Origin of the sequence: Parahoeflea halophila (genome assembly GCF_900220985.1) — a bacterium.
In the GTDB taxonomy this organism is placed as follows: domain Bacteria; phylum Pseudomonadota; class Alphaproteobacteria; order Rhizobiales; family Rhizobiaceae; genus Hoeflea; species Hoeflea halophila.
In genome coordinates this window covers 39,579-56,392 of record NZ_OCPC01000005.1, presented here as the reverse complement: position 1 = coordinate 56,392, position 16,814 = coordinate 39,579, and the positions used below count along the sequence as shown (strand labels likewise).

Below are 16,814 nucleotides of genomic sequence, written 5' to 3'. Positions count from 1 at the left end.
TAACGGGTGACGTGAAACGGGCGGCAGTTTGATCTTATTCGAAGTTGACATCGTTCATTGAAAGTTCAACGAGCGATCACTCAAGGACAAAATTGTCGGTGAGATGCAGGAGGAAAGAAATTTGGCCATCGACAGGAAATGAATTTCCGTTCGGCTGTGACAAACATTGTTCGACCTCTTGTCTTTTAGCTTTCTCAGGGTCACTATTACACCCTCAAGCGGTCTACAATTCTTGCGTCATAAGCTTTCCCAATTTCGGTTCCCCCGTGGAGCCTTAACATTGTGAGGCCTATCATGAATATGCAGAACGAAGCCCGAAGCGGCCTGCTCGTCAAAACATCCCTGGCCATCCTGGTCTCCGGCACCTTCCTGATGTCGGGAGCGCTGGCGCAGGATTCCGATGATGGCTTTGGTGGTGACGACGGTGCTCCAACCACGCCGCCAGCCTCCGAAGCGGAGTTCGACGATTCCCAGAATTTCGTTCCGCTCTCGGAGCTCCCGGTGGAGGATGTCTACATCAAGGAGGCTGCCAATCTGAGTGAGGCGGAGGCGAGGGAGCAGCTTACGGCCGTGTCTGTCACACCCGATGGCAAGATCGAGGAACTGGCGCCCGATGATGCCGCGCTGAAGGCAATGCTCGAAATGGTCACCACGCTGGAAGAGGGCAGTGAGGGCGACACGTCAGCGCTTTCGGAACCCGGCTCAAACGAGGAAAGTGACTCTTTCGCCGAGCTGTCCAACCCGGCCGAAAGCGTGATCGGCGCTGATACAAGGGTGCAGGTCAACAACACCACCGCCTATCCGTTCCGCACCATGGGGCGAATCGGTATCGGGTGCACCGGAACACTGATTGGAAAGCGGCACGTTCTGACCGCCGCTCACTGTGTCTACAACATCCGCACCGACAAATGGTATTCCAACCTCAAGTTCTCGCCGGGCCAGAGCGGCGCCTCACGTCCCTACGGTGAAATCGACTGGAAACGTGCCATTGCGGTCAAGGGCTGGACCAAGAACCACCAGCGCAATTACGACTACGCCATGATCGTCCTGAAAAAGGACATCGGCAATCAGCTTGGCTGGCTTGGCTATGGCTGGAAGAACCCGATGCCGCGCTACAACATCAACATCAACGGCTATCCCGGCGACAAGCCGTTCGGCACGATGTGGCACTCGTTCTGCAAGATGAGCATCGTCACAACCTATCGGCTGTACTACCCCTGTGACACCTTCGGCGGTAACAGCGGCAGCGCCGACTATGTCTACTTCAAGAGCTCCAAGAAGCGGATCATCTACGGCATCCACGCTTATGGCGTGGACGGCACGGGTCTCAACGGTGGTACCCGCATCCGCAAGCCGGTGTTTGAAAACCTGAAGAAGTGGAAGGCCAAGTACTAGGCTCCTTCCGGGAACCGGCGCGTCAGAGCCTTTCCAATTCGATCCGGCGCGCCGTGTCCGAGGTATTGAAAGACCGAGGAGTGTTCCATGCCCGTGACAACCAGATTGTCGCATTTCATCAAAGCCGCAGGCCTCGGCCTTGTTGCTTCAGCCGGCTTTTTGCCGGCAGCAGCAGCCTCGGACCTGGTGGTTGAGGAAGATGCGATCATCTCCCTGGCCGGCTCACCTTATGTCAATGAGGTTGCTGGGGAAGTTGATGCGGCAGGGCGGCCATCGCTGTCGTTGACGGTTACCTTCATCAGTCCCTGCGTTATGGAGGCGGGCGTGGAACCGGTTCTTTATGCCTCGGCTGAAGATGGTCCCTTTGTTCTGGTGTTGAGGCAGAAAGCCTCCGAAGCCGGCTGCCCCGACATTGCCAGACCGGTGGATGGGAAAATCCGCATCCTGCTTCCCGCCAACGTCAACGGTCAGGGTATATACCTGGTCGCCAAGCCCTGGCGCGGGAATGCGGAGGGGCGTTCGGACCAGCCCATCATGTTCAAAAGTTCCGGAACCGGCGGCCACGATATCGTTCTTGAAGCAAACCGCGATCCAGAGGCTCGGCTGCCCCGCATGGAGGTGTCAGGTGTAGGTGCCGACGCGGACGGCGGTTACCGGATCACAGCGAAAATGGCGCTTGGCGGCTGTGCTGCGGAAGATGTCGGGCTCAATCTGTTCGAACTCCCCGACCGCGATGGCACGCCGGTGGCAGATGTTCTGCTCGCCACCTTGCCGGCAGCTTGTCAGCCAGAAGATGCCGCCTCGGATCTGACACTCTCCATCCGTGCTCCCGCACGCGGGTTTGCACGCATTGTGATGGTGCTCAACGAAGCTGTTCCACAGCCTCGCGCCATTCCATGAACTGTAATTTTGGGAGAAGGACCATGATGCATCTCGTGAAAAACAGCAGCCGGCCTGTCGGCGCGGCATTCCTGCTGGCGGGCGGCCTGTTGCTCACCTCACCTGCGGCCCAGGCCGCTGAGGACGAAGAAGCACCCTTTATGGGCAGTTCCGAAATCAGCGATGAGTTGCTCGAAGCCCGCAAGAAACTGGCGGAAGCCGCGGAGGCCAGGCGCCGGGAGCTGCTGAAAATGACCTTCGAGGAGTTCCGCGAAAGTCTCTACAAAGAGCCGGGCGAGAACGGCAAGTTCATCGTCAATGGCGACACCGCGATCGCCAATGAGAAACAGTTGCGGGAATATTTTGCCCGTCTCAGGAACGAAGCTGCAAACAGCGTGGATCCGAAGGTTCCCGAGCTTGCAGTGATAACGGTCGGCGGCCTTGATGCGATCTGGAGCCAGTCGGAAAGACGGGCGCTGAGCTACTGCGTCAGTCTTTCCTTCGGCAGCCGGTACCAGCAAACGGTGGAGGCCATGCGCCAAGCGGCTACGGCATGGGAAGCTGCGGCCGACCTGAAATTCATTCATCGACTGGACCAGGACGCCAGTTGCACGCCGAACAACACCAGCGTCGTGTTCGATGTCCGGCCGGTCAGCGGCGGCCGCTATCTTGCTCGGGCTTTCTTCCCCCATGATGCCCGCCCCGCCCGCAACGTGCTGATCGACGATTCAAGCTATACGCTGGATCCCATGCGCAAGCTCAGCTTGCGCGGGATCCTGCGCCATGAACTGGGCCATGTCATCGGCATCCGCCACGAGCACACGCGGCCCGATTCAGGCACCTGCCACGAAGATGATAATTGGCGCCCGGTTACCGACTATGACGCCTTCTCGGTGATGCATTATCCGCAGTGCAATGGCCAGGGCGACTGGTCCTTGACGCTGACCCATCTCGACAGGAACGGCATTGCCTGCCTCTACGGCCCCGCGGCAGGTTTCACCATCGATCCCACCGTATGCCAGCCGCCTGGTGCCGCAGCGCCGACCCAGACCCTCGCCTTCGAGGATATAACGGTGGCCGCAAACAAGGATTGGGAACCGCAGGGCCTGCCGGTCCCCGTCAAGGGTGGTTCCGAGTTCTCGGCCGTCATGAGCGGGACCGGTGATCCGGACCTCTATCTCAAGTTCGACACCCCCGCCAGCCGGGCGGATTATGACTGCCGGCCCTACACGGATGGTGCCGATGAGAAATGCGTTGTCGATGTCCCGGCCGGCGCATCGCGTGCCTATGTCATGGTGCGGGGCTACGAGGCGGCGACTTTCAATCTTGCCATTACCTATATGAAACCCTGATCGACCGAGCGGGAGGCTCTCATGCGAACGCAGGCTGCTTGCAACCCCAGACGGGCAATGCCCCTTACACTCTCCGCGGGACTGGTTCTGGCTGGCCTTTCGCTGGCCCAGGCAGCAGAGATCACGGCGGCCGATCGCTCGGAATCCATCCAGGGAATCGCGGATGTGGCTTTGCCGGTGAGCTGGCGCACCGTCGACAGCGGCGATTATCGCTTCGAGACCGACCTCGAGAATCTCTATGTCGCCCTTTACAACACGGTCAACCTGCCGCTCACGCTGGTCGACGATCCGCAGCTGGCAGCCCAGCCCATCGTCAATTTGTTCCGTGCGGAAGGCATCTATTTCGGCCGCTCCTTTTCCGTCCGGCTGGATGCGCTGCTGTGTGATCTGAACCCCTCCGTGTGCAAGCGGGAACGTGTGCCTGCCGATCCGGAAGCCATTCGGTCCGCCATTGGCCACGTGGGCGGCTATGTCGCCTCCAGGGGTGTTTGGTCGCAGGATGGATCGGTGCCTTTGGTCGTCCCGGAAATCAGCTTCGAGGTCGGGGCGGCGATCGTGGAGCAGACCTTCCGGCCCGAATTGCTTCAGCAGGACACCATCGAACAGCAATTCACATCGGTGATAGACGGGGTGCCGAGTGTCGACTGTTCCGACTGGAACCGGTCCTGTTTCGAGGTGACGCAGCGGCTCAACCGGGTGTGGTTCGATCCAAAACGGTCAGCCGAAGAGCATGGCGGAACCATCAAACTGCCAAAAGCCGAGCTGGTCGCCGAGCTCGCGATCCACGAACTGGGAAGCACCGGCCTGCCGGAGAAGTTCTCCGATGCCCGGTTTAAGAAGCAGATTGTGGCCAGCAATGTCAGCACCTCGCAACGCTTCAGCCCGGCCTGGCAGGAAGTGCTGAGGGAGTTTGGTGCAGTGGAACTGCTCACGACCGCGCTTGCCGACAACATTACCTCGGTCAATTCGGTCCGGCCGCAGACAAGCCACATAGAAGGGGATGGCGATGCTGCCCCGGCCAATTCCGGTCAACCTGAAAACCCCGGTGTTGTCGTGGCCGGCCTGGACCCCTCCGACACCGAACTTTTTGACCTGATCAATCATCCGTTCAAGCATTCGGATCAGCCGTTTCCCGACTACCTGAAAAGGCCGGTGGGGATCACGGTGTTCGATTTTGCATTTGACAGCCAGCATTGCGGGCTTGCCGGCCATGTCGACCTCGACAACAGCCTGTGGCCGTCACATCAGCCCCAACTGGACCGGGAGCGCACGACCGATTGCGGCGCGCCGTCATCGGAACCCGCCAACAAGGCGCACGACCACGGCACACATGTAAGCGGCATCATTGCGTCCAGCTTTCAGGGCAAGGGTCATGTGGGCCTCAACCCCTTTGCCAGGCTCAGATATGTTCCGCTTGATCAGCCGGCGATGCGTGACGCCCGCTACACGCAGCAAATCCGCAGGAAGATCCGCGACATCTCCCTGGATCAGGATCTCGAGACCACGGGCATCGTCAACATCAGCTGGAACTATCAGCGGAATTTCAACGGCCACGATGCGATCAGGCAGTCGATCGAGGAAAACGACGAGGTGATGCTGTTCGTGGTTGCTGCCGGAAATGACCGGCAGGACCACTTGGCCGGTTGTCACTATCAGCCGGCCTGCTTCTACGCTTTGGACAATGTGCTGACAGTGGTCGGTCTCGACCGTGATCCTGACAGGCCGGGCGTGTGGGTTGCCACGGAGGAACAAGGGTCCAACACCAATCCGGAATTCGGTATCGGTGCAATCGCGTCCGATATCACCAGCACAGTTTTTGGGGGCTACACAGCACCCATGAGCGGCACCTCCCAGGCGACCCCGCAAGTGGCCGCCGCCGCTTCCCTTATCCAGTCACGGTTTGAAGCTCAGTTTTCGGTCGAGCAACCACGGCTGCTTCCCATCCGCATCAAGAACCGCCTGATCTATACCTCCGACCTGTTCCCCTCGATCAATGGCCAACTCAAGGGGGGACGGCTGAATGTTTCCCGGGCTCTGGATATGGGCCGGGCCCATTTGACGCTGGAGCGTGGAGGAGTGGTGGAGCATCATCCCGGCAACCTGCTCGACGTGCCGTCGATGGGTGCAATCCCCTATATTGAGTGCCTGACCGGGCCACGGGGCGATGTCCTTCAAATCCGTCTGCGTCACCTGCGCCGCCTCGAATACGATCCCGTGCGCCGCAAGTACGTTGCGATCTATCAGGCCCAGGATGAAAGCCGCGATACGCCGTTGATCCGCGTCAGCGATTGCCGTCTGACCACCCGCTACAACGTCGCAACCTTCGATTCCGACGAAGCCGATGGCGAGCTGTCATTTCAGCTGCGCGATATCCGCAGCTACATTTCACCCATGTTTTGAACTTGGGTCGCAGGTTCTGATGTTGGAGTTGTAAGACAGGAGCAGGAGCGTTGAGGATACAAGGTGTGGCCCGCATTGCAGCCTTCGCATTCGCATGGAGCCTGTGCATTGCACCCTTTTCCCTGGCCCAGGACCCGACGGAGCCTGCCACCCCGCGGGCGGCGCAAGTCACCGGGATCGTGCTGGATGTCAATGAGCCGCTTTCGCCCCTTGTCGCCAATGTAGAGGGCAGGGCCTTCTGGCAATGGGAATATTCGCATCCGGGCGCCAACTATCTTCGTGTTCAGTTCCGTCCGGTCGGGCTAGACGGCGCAGACCTCTCGGCAAGCCTGTCGTTCTGGGACCAGTCCGGTCGTCTTGTTCGCAGGCTCGGTCTCGAGGAGCTGCGAAAGGACAGACTAGTGTGGAGCGATGCTGTCGATGGGGATTATGTGCTTGTTACCTTCAGGGTCACCAATCCCGGTCCGGACACCGCGATCGAGATCCGGCGGGTAGCAGTTCAGAATGAAACCAGTGCCGCCCTCTCGATCATCGGGGATGACGACACGGAAAAAATCATCTTCTACAAAAACAGCCCACTGGTCTGGGAGTTGCAGTCTCCCGTTGCACGCCTGTTGCTGATACAGGACCACCTGACCGCCTCCTGCACCGGCTTCATGGTGTCGGACTCGATGATGATGACCAATTTTCACTGTGTCCGGTCTCAGCTCGAATGCGACGACATGAAGGTGCAGTTCAACTATCATGAAACCGAACTTGGACGCATCGGTGAAGTCACGCAGCGCGACTGCATTGGCTTTGATCCGCAACTCACCAGCGAGGAACTGGACTATGCCCTTGTCCGCGTCGAGGGCGATCCGGGCGCCCAGTTCGGCACCATTTCGCTCGACGCACTTGCCGGCGAAGCCGCCACGCCGCCAGCCGGCGGTAACCCGGTTCTGATCATTCAGCACCCGGCTGGCCTGCCAAAGAAGATCGCCCGCACCAATTGCATGATTGCCGAGCTCCCGGTTGATGGCCTGGCGCCGGACTCGGATTTTTCCCACAGCTGCGACACGCTGGGCGGATCTTCCGGCTCCCCGGTCTTCAACGAGGCGGGAATTCTGGTCGGGCTGCATCACTACGGCTTTGCAGAAGGGGGCAGCTGGTCAGAAAACCGTGCGATCCGGATATCGAAGATTATCGGCGAGCTGGCTGACAGGGGCATCCGGATCGATCATTGGCCCGCATCGGTCCCGGGCGACGGCCCCGGGGAAACAGCCGAAGCTGACCGGTGACCGTCACGCACGGCAATGGCCGAGATCAGCGGCCTCTCAGCGCGGCAGGTCCCAGAGGTCGACCAGCGCGAGGGAGAGTGCCGGGAAGGCGATCAGGATGGCCAGCCGTATGACATCCGCCAGGATGAACGGGCCCACGCCGGCATAGATCGTGCCGAGTTTCGTGTCGGGCAGCATGGCCTTCATGACAAAGACATTCATGCCGATGGGGGGTGTGATCATCCCGATCTCGATCACCATGACCGTCAGAATACCCCACCAGATCGGATCGTATCCGTAGCCGAGGATCAGGGGGAAGACGAAGGGAATGGTGATCACCATCGATGAGATGGTGTCGAAGATCGCGCCCAGGATCAGGTACATCACCATCAGCAGGATCACCACCCAGATGCCCGGTAATCCGGTGTCGCGGATTCCGCTGACGATGATTTCCGGCAATCCGGAGAGCGTCACCGAATAGGTGAAGATCGAGGCGCCGATGATCATCAGGTAGATCATCGAGGTGGTTGCCGCGGTGTCGCGCAGCGCTGCCCAGAATCCTTTCAGGGAAAGGCGGCGGCGTAGAACGGCAATCAGGAAGGCGAGGAAGGCGCCGACAGCAGCAGACTCGTTGACCGAAAAGATGCCGGCATAGATTCCGCCGGTCACCACGATCATCAGAAGAACCGCAGCCCAGCCGTTCCTGAGCGCTTTCCAGCCCTCTGACCAGGGCAAGACGTCGCCCTCGGGAGCCAGCGCCGGGTTGCGACGGACCAGGATGATGATGGTGACAATGTGCAGGCCCACCGCGAGGATGGCGGGGATCAGCGCCGCGACGAACAATGTCTTGACGAACTGCTCTGTCAGCACCCCGTAAAGCACCAGGATGATCGAAGGCGGGATCAGCATCCCCAGCGTGCCACCGGCCGCGATGGATCCGGTTGACAGCCTCTCCGAATAGTTCCTGTTCATCATCTCGGGCAGGGCAACGCGGGTCATCGTGGTTGCCGTGGCGATCGATGACCCGCAGATCGCACCGAAACCGGCACAGCCGCCAATGGTCGCGATCGCCAACCCGCCGCGCACATGCCCGATGAAGGCATAGGCGATGCGGTAAAGATCCGCCGACAGGCCGCCAAAGGTGGCGAAAGCGCCCATGAGCAGGAACAGCGGGACGACCGCGAGTTCGAGACTGGCGACCTTGCTGACAGTCTCGGTCCCGAACAGCGACAACGCCGGGCCGAAGCTGCCACGGATCAGGCCGAAGGTCAGGACTCCGGAAATCCCCATAGCCACGCCGATTGGCACATGGATGAAGATGAGGAGAAGCATCAGGGCCATGCCGAGCAGGCCAATGGTTGCGGGATCCATGTCTTAGTCCTGATGTTGGGCAGCGGGTTGACCGAGGATTTCGGCGATGATGACGAAAAGCTGGGCGGGAATGCAGGCCCAGAAACAGATGCTGGCAATCCACCACCACGGACCGATCGGCATGTTGAGGACCATGGTGGCCTGATGATTGTCGCTCACGCGCATTGCGTGAAGTGTCACGAAATAGGCAATGAACAGGAACATAGCACCGGTCAGCACCGCGCCGAGCACTTCCATGGCCCGGTTGATGCTTTCGGGCAGGAAGCTTCCAAGCACGGTCACCTTGATCTGGCGGCGTTCGAGCAGACCGGCTGGGAAGGATGACGCGATGATGATGATCGTCAGCAGGCTGGCCAGATCGTGCGCGCCGCGGATCGGGCGTCCGGTGATTTCCCTCACCACGATATCGGCGACGGACATCGCCGCAACCAGCAGTAGAAACAGCACGCCAAGGGTGGCCGCCCCGCGAGACATGAGCATGAAGGTCCGTTCCAGTTTTTTCATCGTCAGTCCCTGGTTTGACCGCAAGGGCCGAAGGCAAGGCTGCCTCCGGCCCTGGTAAGCGCCTTAGCGCGTGCGGATGTCCTCAAGCTTGCCTTTGAACGTCTCCAGCAGTCCGGGTGTGGCCGCAGCGGAAACCTGGTCGATGACCGGCGCAACAGCTTCATCGATACGCGCACGATCTTCTTTTGAGGGGTAGACAACACTGTGTTCGTCGCTGGCTTCCCATTGCTCCAGATTGCGGGCAACCGCAGGTGCGTAGGATTCGATCTGGTTGTCCGCGATGATCTTGCCGCTTTGCGCCAGCAGTTCATTGACCTCTGCCGGCAGATCCTCATAGACGCCGCGATTCATCACGATGGTAAACACCAGCACACCCAGCTTGGCGGCGTAATGGTTTGTCGCCACGTCCGAAACCCGGAAGGTCCGGGCAACCGAGGGGTCTGTCAGCGCACCGTCAAGCAGCCCGCGGTCAATTGCTTCCGCCATCTCTCCGGCGGAGGCATTCTGCGGAACTCCGCCAAGGGCTTCAATCACCGCAGTCTGGATCTGTCCGGCGACACGGAAACGCTTGCCGGCAATGTCGTCGAAAGATCTGATCTCGGGTTTGGAGTGCAGCATGTAGGTGTCCGAGGTGTAGATCGCGACGACGTAATAGTCCTCGTAACCGCTCAGCTTGCCTTCCTGATGAAGTTCGAGCGCTGCAAGGGAACCTTCCTTGACATTGCCGATGAAGCCTGGAAGTTCGAACATGTCGAAATCCGGATAGACCCCTGGCGTATAGGATGGGACGGTCAATGCCATGTCGGCCACACCGTCGGCAACCATCTGCGCCTGGGCCAGCGGGCTTCTGCCCAGAGTGCCGCCGGCGTAGAGCTTGATCGAAACATCGTGGGGCGCAGCCTTTTCGTTGAACCAGTCGATCCACGGCTGGTAGACCTTGGAAACGGTGGGCGACGCCGCTGGTACGAATACCGAGAATGCGAGATCCTTTGCCTGCGTCGCGGTTGCACCAAGAGCCACGACAGCTCCTGCCAATAGGTTTGTGATAACTCTGTTCAACATGGTTTCCTCCCTGGTTGATTGATTTTGGTTCTGCCAAACCCGCTTCTCCTCCCGGGAAGCATGGCCTGCAGCGTCATTCAGTCAGTCGTGCTTCATTGCTCCTAGACCTTCCGATGCAGGTGCATTTGAGATTGCGGCCGCCTGGCCTGGCATGGCCATGTCTTTCGTTGATGGCGTAGGTCGGGAAGGTCATTCGCCGCGTCCGACGACAAAGGAAGCGATTGTGGTGGTCGAACCGCCAATGTTCAGCAGGCCGACCCGTCTCGCGTCTGCCACCTGGCATTCATCTGCGCGACCCGTCACCTGCCGGTATCCGTCGAGCATCATGCGCACACCGGTAGCACCGACCGGGTGGCCAAGCCCGATCAGCCCTCCGGAAGGGTTGACCGGCAACCTGCCGTCGGCGGCAATCACGCCTTCTTCCACGGCCTTCCAGGCTTCGCCGGGCTCCGTAATTCCGAAACAGTCGATGGCCGCATATTCCGTCATTGCAAAACAGTCGTGGGTCTCGATCGCGTCAAGCTGATAGGCATCGGCAATGCCCGCCCGGTCAAAGCACTCGCGAATGGCTTGGTGAACCTGGGGAAGAACGAAACGGCTGTTGCGGCTTTCCTGCAGTTTTTCGCTCAGAAGCATCGGCGCCGTGCGATGCCCCCAGCCGTCGATCCGGGCCAGATCCGACAGTTTCAGGCCGCGGGTCTTTGCATAGTCGTGCGCACGGGCCTCTGACGCCAGGAAGATAACGGCGGCTCCATCGGTAACCTGTCCGCAGTCGTTCCGGCGCACACGGCCCTCGATCACAGGATTGGCTTCATCATCCTCCGTGAAGCTCTGATCGGAGAACTGCCAGTTGCGGGTCTGTGCAAAGCGGTTGCGCTTGCCGTTGGCATAGTTGATCCGGGCAATCTCACCGAGGTGGTGGTAATTCACATATCCGTACTTCTCCGAGTAGGCGGTGATCAGATCCGCGAATGCCGCCGGCCAGACATACTGGGCATCGGTCCATTCCCGGCCGGCCCATGCGGCTGCCCCCAGGTATTCGGCGGCCCGCCGGCCGGGCACATTGCGCATGTACTCGACGCCCAGCACGCAGACCAGGTCGTAGCGCCCCGCCTCGATTTCGGCTCCGGCGGCCAGAATGCCCATCGACCCCGAGGCGCAGGCGGCTTCGTGGCGGCTTGTCGGTACCCCGGACAGATCCGGGTGCAGGGAAGCCACCATGCCGCCCAGTTGCCCCTGATTGCAGAACAGTTCGGCGGTGAAATTGGTGACATGGACGCTCTGGATGTCCCGGGCTTCAAGGCTGGTGGCCTCGAGACCTTCCATCAGGCTCTCAGCCATCATGGCGTCGATGCCCAGTCCCTCCCGGTGCCAGTTGCGGGCGAAGTCGGTCTGTGCGCCGCCGAGGATGTAAACAGGATCAGGCATGAACAGCGTTCCCTTCTTCGGCCAGTTGTCTGGTGAGTGTCTTGCGGTCGAGCTTGGCAAGCGGCGTGCGTGGCAAGGCCTCGACAAGGATCAGGCGCTCCGGCCATTTGAACTTAGCCATCTGCTTGTCGTTGCAGAAGCGTTGCACCGTCTCGAGGTCGAGGGACGCGCCTTCTTCCAAGGCTGCAAACAGGCAGACCTTCTCGCCCATCTTGGCATCGGGGTAGGCTGCAACGGCGACTTCGCGTACGCGTGGCAAAGCCGAAAGCAGCCCGTCCAGCTCGACTGGTGAAATCTTCATGCCGCCGCGAACGATCAGCTCACGCGACCTTCCGTGGAAACGGATGAGGGTGCCGCATTCGGAAATTTCGAACAGATCTCCGGTGGCGAAGAAGCCTTCGGCGTCAATTCTGTCGTGGCGAACCCCACCGCGGTCAAAGTAACCCGGCATCAGTGCAGGACCGCGAATATGCATCTCGCCGATGCTGCCTGGCGTCGTCAGCGGGGTTCCGGTTGCCGGGTCGACAATCCTGAATGTTCCGCCATTGGCTGTCCGGCCGTCCGGCCGGTCTGTCCAGCATTCGTCCCCGTCACGGGGAAAGAAGCTGGCGCGCTTGCGCGGATCAACGACCTGCGCCGGAGAAGAGCACAACTGGGCGCCTTCGTTGGAGCCGAAAAAATTGAGCACGGGTATGTCGAATTTTGCGTCGAAGAAAGCAAAGACTTCCGGGTCCGGCGGCGCGGAGCCTGTTCCGATCGCCCGCAAGCGGTGCAGGGCTGGATGCAGTTCGGGGTCGGCTGCCTTCTCGCGCAGGTAAACCAGCACCGTCGGCGCGACCATCGTGTAGGCGATCTCCTCGGTCTTGAGTTGCTCGATGAAAATCGTCACGTCGAAGGGGTGGTGCAATATCATTGCCCCGGCGGTCCGCATCCAGCACATCATCAACCCGCCCATCGCCGCTGCGTTCACGAAGGGGAAGGGGGAAAGAATGTTCGCGCCGTCTGGCAGACCAAGGATGCGCCACGCGCCGAGCGAGCTCGCCATCATGTTGTTGTGGGTTTTGGGCACCGCCTTGGGAAGGCCTTCGGTGCCAGAGGTCCAGAAGACAGCGAAAAGCTTGTCTGCGGCGAGTTCGACCGGCTCGGGCTTCCCCGGCGCGTGAGCAGTGTCGATGCGCGTGACTTCAGGCGGCAGCTCCGAGCCGATGCCGAGCAGCTTGGCCGTCGATGGAAGCGCATCGAGCCGTTCGGCGTAGTAGGGCTTTCCGCGCATCCGGCCAACCGAGATATAGGCGTCGAATTGTGCAATCTTGCTCATCGCATGCAGTTCCGCGCCGCGATAGGCGACCGAGACCGGGCTCAGCACCGCACCGATCTGCGATATGGCGAGGTACAGGAGGATCAGTTCGGAGATGTTGGGAAGCTGGGTGGCCACCAGTGAACCCGGTCCGAGCCCATGGCTTTGCAGAAGGGCGGCGTATCGGTCGACCTCGATTAGCATCTCGCCATAGGTCAGCCGCCTGGGCGTGCCCTCGAACACCTCTGCGCGATCAGGCGGATCGACCAGTCCAAGGCGCCCGGACGCGCGCGCGCAGGTATCGCGGAACATGCCGGGGATGGTGGTATCGCCCCAATGGCCGGATGCACGGAAACGCTCGCTGTAATCGGGAACAAACAGGCTCATGTGCAAAGCCCCGCCACGCGTGTTTTGGCAGCCATATATTCCGAGGCGAGCCGGTCGATGATGGCGGCGGCAGGTTCAATACGCTCAATGCGTCCAAGTCCCTGACCTGCGCCCCAGATGCCTGTCCAAGGCTTGACCTTTTCATCCTGCCGCCCGGTGAAGTTCATCTTTGCGACCTTGAATTCGAGTTCTGCCGGATCAAGCCCCTGTTTGACGATCGACGGTATCAGCATGCTTGCACGGGCACCGGTGAAGGCTTTCGTGACCATCAGGTCGGTGGGGCCGCATTCCGTCAGCATCTGCTGGTACTCATCCGATGCCAGGCTTTCGGTTGCGGGGATGAAAGCCGTGCCGACATAACCGAAATCGGCTCCCAGCACCTGCGAGGCCAGCACTGCGTCACCCGTATTGATCGCGCCCGCCAGGGCGATGTAGCCGTTGAAAAACTGCCGAACGCGCTCGACAAAGACCAGTGGGCTCAGCTCTCCGGTATGCCCGCCGGCGCCCGAGCAGACGAGAACGAGGCCGTCTACCCCGGCATCCACAGCCTTGCGTGCCAGTTCGACCGAGGTGACATCGGCAAACACCAGTCCGCCGTAGCCGTGGACGACAGGGATGACCGGTTTCGGACTGCCAAGTGCTGTGATGACGATGGGCGGCTGGTGCTCGGTAACCTGCTCGAGATCGGAGTCAAGCCGCGGCGACGTCGAATGGGTTACGAGATTGACCGCCCAGGGGGCTATCGGCCAGGCGTTCGCAGCTGGCCCTGCTACTCCGTCCCGGATGGTCTGCATCCAGTCACCGAGTTCTGCGCTGGTGCGCAGATTGGGGGCCGGAAAGCTTCCGACAACCCCCGCACGGCAGCAGGCAATGACGAGTTCCGGCGATGAGACGAGAAACATCGGGGCCGCAAAGATCGGCATGCGCAAACTGGAAAGCTGATCACGAATGGTCATTCTGCCTGGGTCTCTTTCTTCATGTCCTGGCCCATGAAGGCATTCAGCTGTGCCGCAACAAAGCCGGGCTGTTCAAGCACGGCCAGGTGTCCGGCGTTTTCGATTTCCATGAATCTGCCGTGGGCCAGACCTTCGGCCACGGCAAGCCCCGCATGCGGCGGCGTCACGGTATCCTCCGCTCCGGTCATAACCAGTGCGGGGCAGGTGATTTCCGCGAGCGCGGCGGAATTGTCGGGGCGACCGGCAAGGGCTGCCTGATGGCGCGCAAAGATCTCCAGTCCTTGCGCATGCGCCATCTGCGCAACCTTCTGGCGTAGTCGAGCCTTGCCTCGGTTCGCCGGAGCAAGCATGCCTGCGCAGATTGTGTCGGAAAGTGCGTCAAGCCCTTCGCGCCGCGCCCATTTGACCACCTTGCCTCGCATGGCCGCTGCGTCTTCGCTGTCGGCTTTTGCCGTGCAACCAATCAGCACCAGACCGGCAACCCGTTGCGGCTGATGTCTGGCGATTTCGAGGCAGAGATAGCTGCCCATCGACATGCCGACAAGGATTGCGCGATCCGGCAGCGCGGCGGCAATGTCTGAAGCTATTGTGTGGAAGTCGTTGGAGTCGGGGAGATTGACGACGTCCGCCGGCGCGTAGACCCCCGGCAAAACGTCGGCAAAAACCTCCGCTGTGCAAAGCAATCCCGGCAGACACACAAGGCGCGTCATCATCAATTCCTCCCGTTGATAAAATTGCTAGACCAAATGAACATGCTGGTCAACGGGGGTTTTCGTAAAACAGTACACTGTTTCATCTGACGAAACATTTTGGATTTTTGAAGCGCGGCTGGGGCCTCTGGATGTGGTTGTGGCGCGCCAACTATTGGTGAGGAGGCTAGTCACGCGCTGCGCAGATTGTCTCCAGAGAGAGGTGTAACTTGACAAGCGGCTGGATTCGGTAGAATTTGGTCTAGTAATGTTAATAAGGATCGTTGTGATGTCGCATGACACGCCACTGATGGTAACCGCCGCCAATGTGAGGATGGTCGCGCCCGACGGGACGCCGCCGCCTGACGCTCCGGAGTGGATCAAGCGCTATGACCACCCGTATCTGCACGGCGCATTTGCACCAACCGACGTAGAATACGACGCCGAAGATCTTGAGGTCGAAGGCGAGATTCCCTCAGATCTCTGCGGCGCCTATGTGATGAACGGTCCGTCGCAGCGTTTCGAGCCGGTCAACAGCAAGTATCACTACTATGACGGGGACGCGCAGCTCCGGGCGATCTATTTTCGTGACGGCAGGGCGACGTTTCGCCAGCGATATCTGCGCAACGGTGCTTTCATCGTGGAAGACAAGGCCGGCATGGCAATCTGGCCCGGCATTGCCGGCCCCTATGACTTCCGTCTGCCTGGTTCGCCCATCAAGGACGTCTCCAACACCGATGTCATCTTCTACAACGGCAATCTTCTGTCCCTGTGGCACATGGCAGGCGACCCCTACAAGGTCGACCCGCTGACCCTGGAGACAAGGGGCCGCGAAACCCTGGGTGGCGGTCTCAGCCACAGCCTGTCTGCGCATTCCAAGACCGATCCGAACACCGGTGAGCTCTTCTTCTTCAATTATCAGGACGAGCCGCCCTATATGAGCTACGGCATGGCCGATGCGCAGGGTCGCCTGAAGTTCGACATCGACATCGACCTCAAGGGCCCCCGGTCCCCGCATGACATGGGCCTGACGGAAAACTATGCCATCCTGCACGATCTGCCGTTTTATCACGATGTCGACATTCTCAAGAACCACAACAGGCGAGTCATGGGTTTCCACCGGGATCAGCCGGCGCGGTTCGGCCTGATCGATCGTTTCGGACGCAGTGACAAGGTGCAATGGTTTGAAGCCGAAGCCTGCTACATCCTGCACATCTCGAATTCGTGGGAGGAAGGCGACTGGGTGCACATGCTCGGCTGCCGGCAGGAAGATCCAATGCCGCAAAAGGACGCGCGTGACCATCATCTGGCATCCATGATGGCCTATCGCCGCCGCAGCCACGTCATGTACCGCTGGTCATTCAACGTGAAGACCGGAGAGACACGCGAAGGCCTGATCGACGAGACCAACACCGAGTTTCCGACGATCAATTCGCACATGACCGGACGAAAAACCCGCTACAGCTTCAACCAGATCATTCCTGTCCCGAAAGAGGGCAGTCTCGAAGGACGCTGCCAGACATTCAATGGCCTGCTGCGCTATGATCTCGAAACCGGTGCGACGCAGCGCTATGATTACGGCGACGGCGTCTATGGTTCGGAGGCGCCTGTGGCGGCCGCCCATGGTCAGGGCAAATCAGGTGATGAAACCAGGGCCTATCCGGTGATATTTACCACCGACAGCAATGACTGGACCTCCTATTGCCTGATTTTCGATGCCGCCGATATCAGCGCGCCGATTGCGCGGGTGAAAATTCCCCGGCGGATCAGCATAGGATTCCACACGACATGGGTGGACGGATCCGAGATCTGGGACGTATGACAGAATCCGGATGACA

Annotated in this window: 13 protein-coding genes; 6 read left to right on the top strand and 7 right to left on the bottom strand. The window is 60.1% G+C overall.

Annotated features, from left to right (window positions below; all coding sequences use genetic code 11):
• Window positions 1-294 precede the first annotated feature (294 nt).
• From CRO46_RS15700 to CRO46_RS15680, 5 genes are all read left to right on the top strand, one after another.
• Window positions 295-1,395 carry a trypsin-like serine peptidase gene (locus tag CRO46_RS15700; protein WP_097108756.1) on the top strand — a complete coding sequence of 367 codons (1,101 nt, stop codon included), beginning with the start codon at window positions 295-297 and terminating at the stop codon, window positions 1,393-1,395.
• An 87-nt stretch (window positions 1,396-1,482) separates the two neighbouring features.
• Window positions 1,483-2,295: a hypothetical protein gene (locus CRO46_RS15695; protein ID WP_097108755.1), complete on the top strand. Its 813-nt coding sequence runs from the start codon at window positions 1,483-1,485 to the stop codon at window positions 2,293-2,295.
• A gap of 23 nt (window positions 2,296-2,318) precedes the next feature.
• Window positions 2,319-3,626 (top strand): matrixin family metalloprotease, encoded by a 1,308-nt coding sequence (locus tag CRO46_RS15690; RefSeq protein ID WP_179759089.1) that lies wholly within the window; start codon window positions 2,319-2,321, stop codon window positions 3,624-3,626.
• 57 nt (window positions 3,627-3,683) lie between these two features.
• On the top strand, window positions 3,684-6,026 hold the full coding sequence (locus tag CRO46_RS15685) for a S8 family serine peptidase (RefSeq protein ID WP_179759088.1): 2,343 nt from the start codon (window positions 3,684-3,686) through the stop codon (window positions 6,024-6,026).
• A 65-nt stretch (window positions 6,027-6,091) separates the two neighbouring features.
• Window positions 6,092-7,303 (top strand): trypsin-like serine peptidase, encoded by a 1,212-nt coding sequence (locus tag CRO46_RS15680; RefSeq protein ID WP_097108752.1) that lies wholly within the window; start codon window positions 6,092-6,094, stop codon window positions 7,301-7,303.
• A gap of 36 nt (window positions 7,304-7,339) precedes the next feature.
• On the opposite strand, the gene CRO46_RS15675 is transcribed toward CRO46_RS15680, so the two are convergent.
• The 7 genes from CRO46_RS15675 to CRO46_RS15645 form a co-directional block, all read right to left on the bottom strand.
• Window positions 7,340-8,653, bottom strand: coding sequence for a TRAP transporter large permease (locus CRO46_RS15675; protein ID WP_097108751.1), 1,314 nt, complete (start codon window positions 8,651-8,653; stop codon window positions 7,340-7,342).
• Window positions 8,654-8,656: 3 nt separating this feature from the next.
• A complete protein-coding gene (locus CRO46_RS15670) occupies window positions 8,657-9,157 on the bottom strand; it encodes a TRAP transporter small permease subunit (protein WP_097108750.1) in 501 nt (166 codons plus the stop codon).
• Between the two features lie 63 nt (window positions 9,158-9,220).
• Window positions 9,221-10,177 carry a TRAP transporter substrate-binding protein gene (locus tag CRO46_RS15665; protein WP_179759087.1) on the bottom strand — a complete coding sequence of 319 codons (957 nt, stop codon included), beginning with the start codon at window positions 10,175-10,177 and terminating at the stop codon, window positions 9,221-9,223.
• A 231-nt stretch (window positions 10,178-10,408) separates the two neighbouring features.
• Complete coding sequence (locus CRO46_RS15660) at window positions 10,409-11,647, bottom strand: acetyl-CoA acetyltransferase (protein WP_097108748.1); 1,239 nt, start codon at window positions 11,645-11,647, stop codon at window positions 10,409-10,411.
• Window positions 11,640-13,331 carry a class I adenylate-forming enzyme family protein gene (locus tag CRO46_RS15655; RefSeq protein WP_097108747.1) on the bottom strand — a complete coding sequence of 564 codons (1,692 nt, stop codon included), beginning with the start codon at window positions 13,329-13,331 and terminating at the stop codon, window positions 11,640-11,642. The genes CRO46_RS15660 and CRO46_RS15655 overlap by 8 nt, the downstream gene beginning before the upstream one ends.
• Window positions 13,328-14,287, bottom strand: a complete 960-nt coding sequence (locus tag CRO46_RS15650; protein WP_097108746.1) for an NAD(P)H-dependent flavin oxidoreductase — start codon at window positions 14,285-14,287, stop codon at window positions 13,328-13,330. The genes CRO46_RS15655 and CRO46_RS15650 overlap by 4 nt, the downstream gene beginning before the upstream one ends.
• On the bottom strand, window positions 14,284-15,000 hold the full coding sequence (locus CRO46_RS15645; protein WP_097108745.1) for an alpha/beta fold hydrolase: 717 nt from the start codon (window positions 14,998-15,000) through the stop codon (window positions 14,284-14,286). The genes CRO46_RS15650 and CRO46_RS15645 overlap by 4 nt, the downstream gene beginning before the upstream one ends.
• A 265-nt stretch (window positions 15,001-15,265) precedes the next feature.
• Here CRO46_RS15645 and CRO46_RS15640 point away from each other — a divergent pair, with 265 nt between their 5' ends.
• Window positions 15,266-16,798 carry a carotenoid oxygenase family protein gene (locus CRO46_RS15640; RefSeq protein ID WP_097108744.1) on the top strand — a complete coding sequence of 511 codons (1,533 nt, stop codon included), beginning with the start codon at window positions 15,266-15,268 and terminating at the stop codon, window positions 16,796-16,798.
• The last annotated feature ends 16 nt before the right edge of the window (window positions 16,799-16,814 follow it).

Excerpts from the sequence above, each read along its gene's own strand:
- CRO46_RS15700 (WP_097108756.1), top strand. The coding sequence starts at position 295 with ATGAATATGCAGAACGAAGCCCGAAGCGGCCTGCTCGTCAAAACATCC.
- CRO46_RS15695 (WP_097108755.1), top strand. The coding sequence starts at position 1,483 with ATGCCCGTGACAACCAGATTGTCGCATTTCATCAAAGCCGCAGGCCTC.
- CRO46_RS15690 (WP_179759089.1), top strand. The coding sequence starts at position 2,319 with ATGATGCATCTCGTGAAAAACAGCAGCCGGCCTGTCGGCGCGGCATTC.
- CRO46_RS15685 (WP_179759088.1), top strand. The coding sequence starts at position 3,684 with ATGCCCCTTACACTCTCCGCGGGACTGGTTCTGGCTGGCCTTTCGCTG.
- CRO46_RS15675 (WP_097108751.1), bottom strand. The coding sequence starts at position 8,653 with ATGGATCCCGCAACCATTGGCCTGCTCGGCATGGCCCTGATGCTTCTC.
- CRO46_RS15670 (WP_097108750.1), bottom strand. The coding sequence starts at position 9,157 with ATGAAAAAACTGGAACGGACCTTCATGCTCATGTCTCGCGGGGCGGCC.
- CRO46_RS15660 (WP_097108748.1), bottom strand. The coding sequence starts at position 11,647 with ATGCCTGATCCTGTTTACATCCTCGGCGGCGCACAGACCGACTTCGCC.
- CRO46_RS15655 (WP_097108747.1), bottom strand. The coding sequence starts at position 13,331 with ATGAGCCTGTTTGTTCCCGATTACAGCGAGCGTTTCCGTGCATCCGGC.
- CRO46_RS15650 (WP_097108746.1), bottom strand. The coding sequence starts at position 14,287 with ATGACCATTCGTGATCAGCTTTCCAGTTTGCGCATGCCGATCTTTGCG.
- CRO46_RS15645 (WP_097108745.1), bottom strand. The coding sequence starts at position 15,000 with ATGATGACGCGCCTTGTGTGTCTGCCGGGATTGCTTTGCACAGCGGAG.
- CRO46_RS15640 (WP_097108744.1), top strand. The coding sequence starts at position 15,266 with ATGTCGCATGACACGCCACTGATGGTAACCGCCGCCAATGTGAGGATG.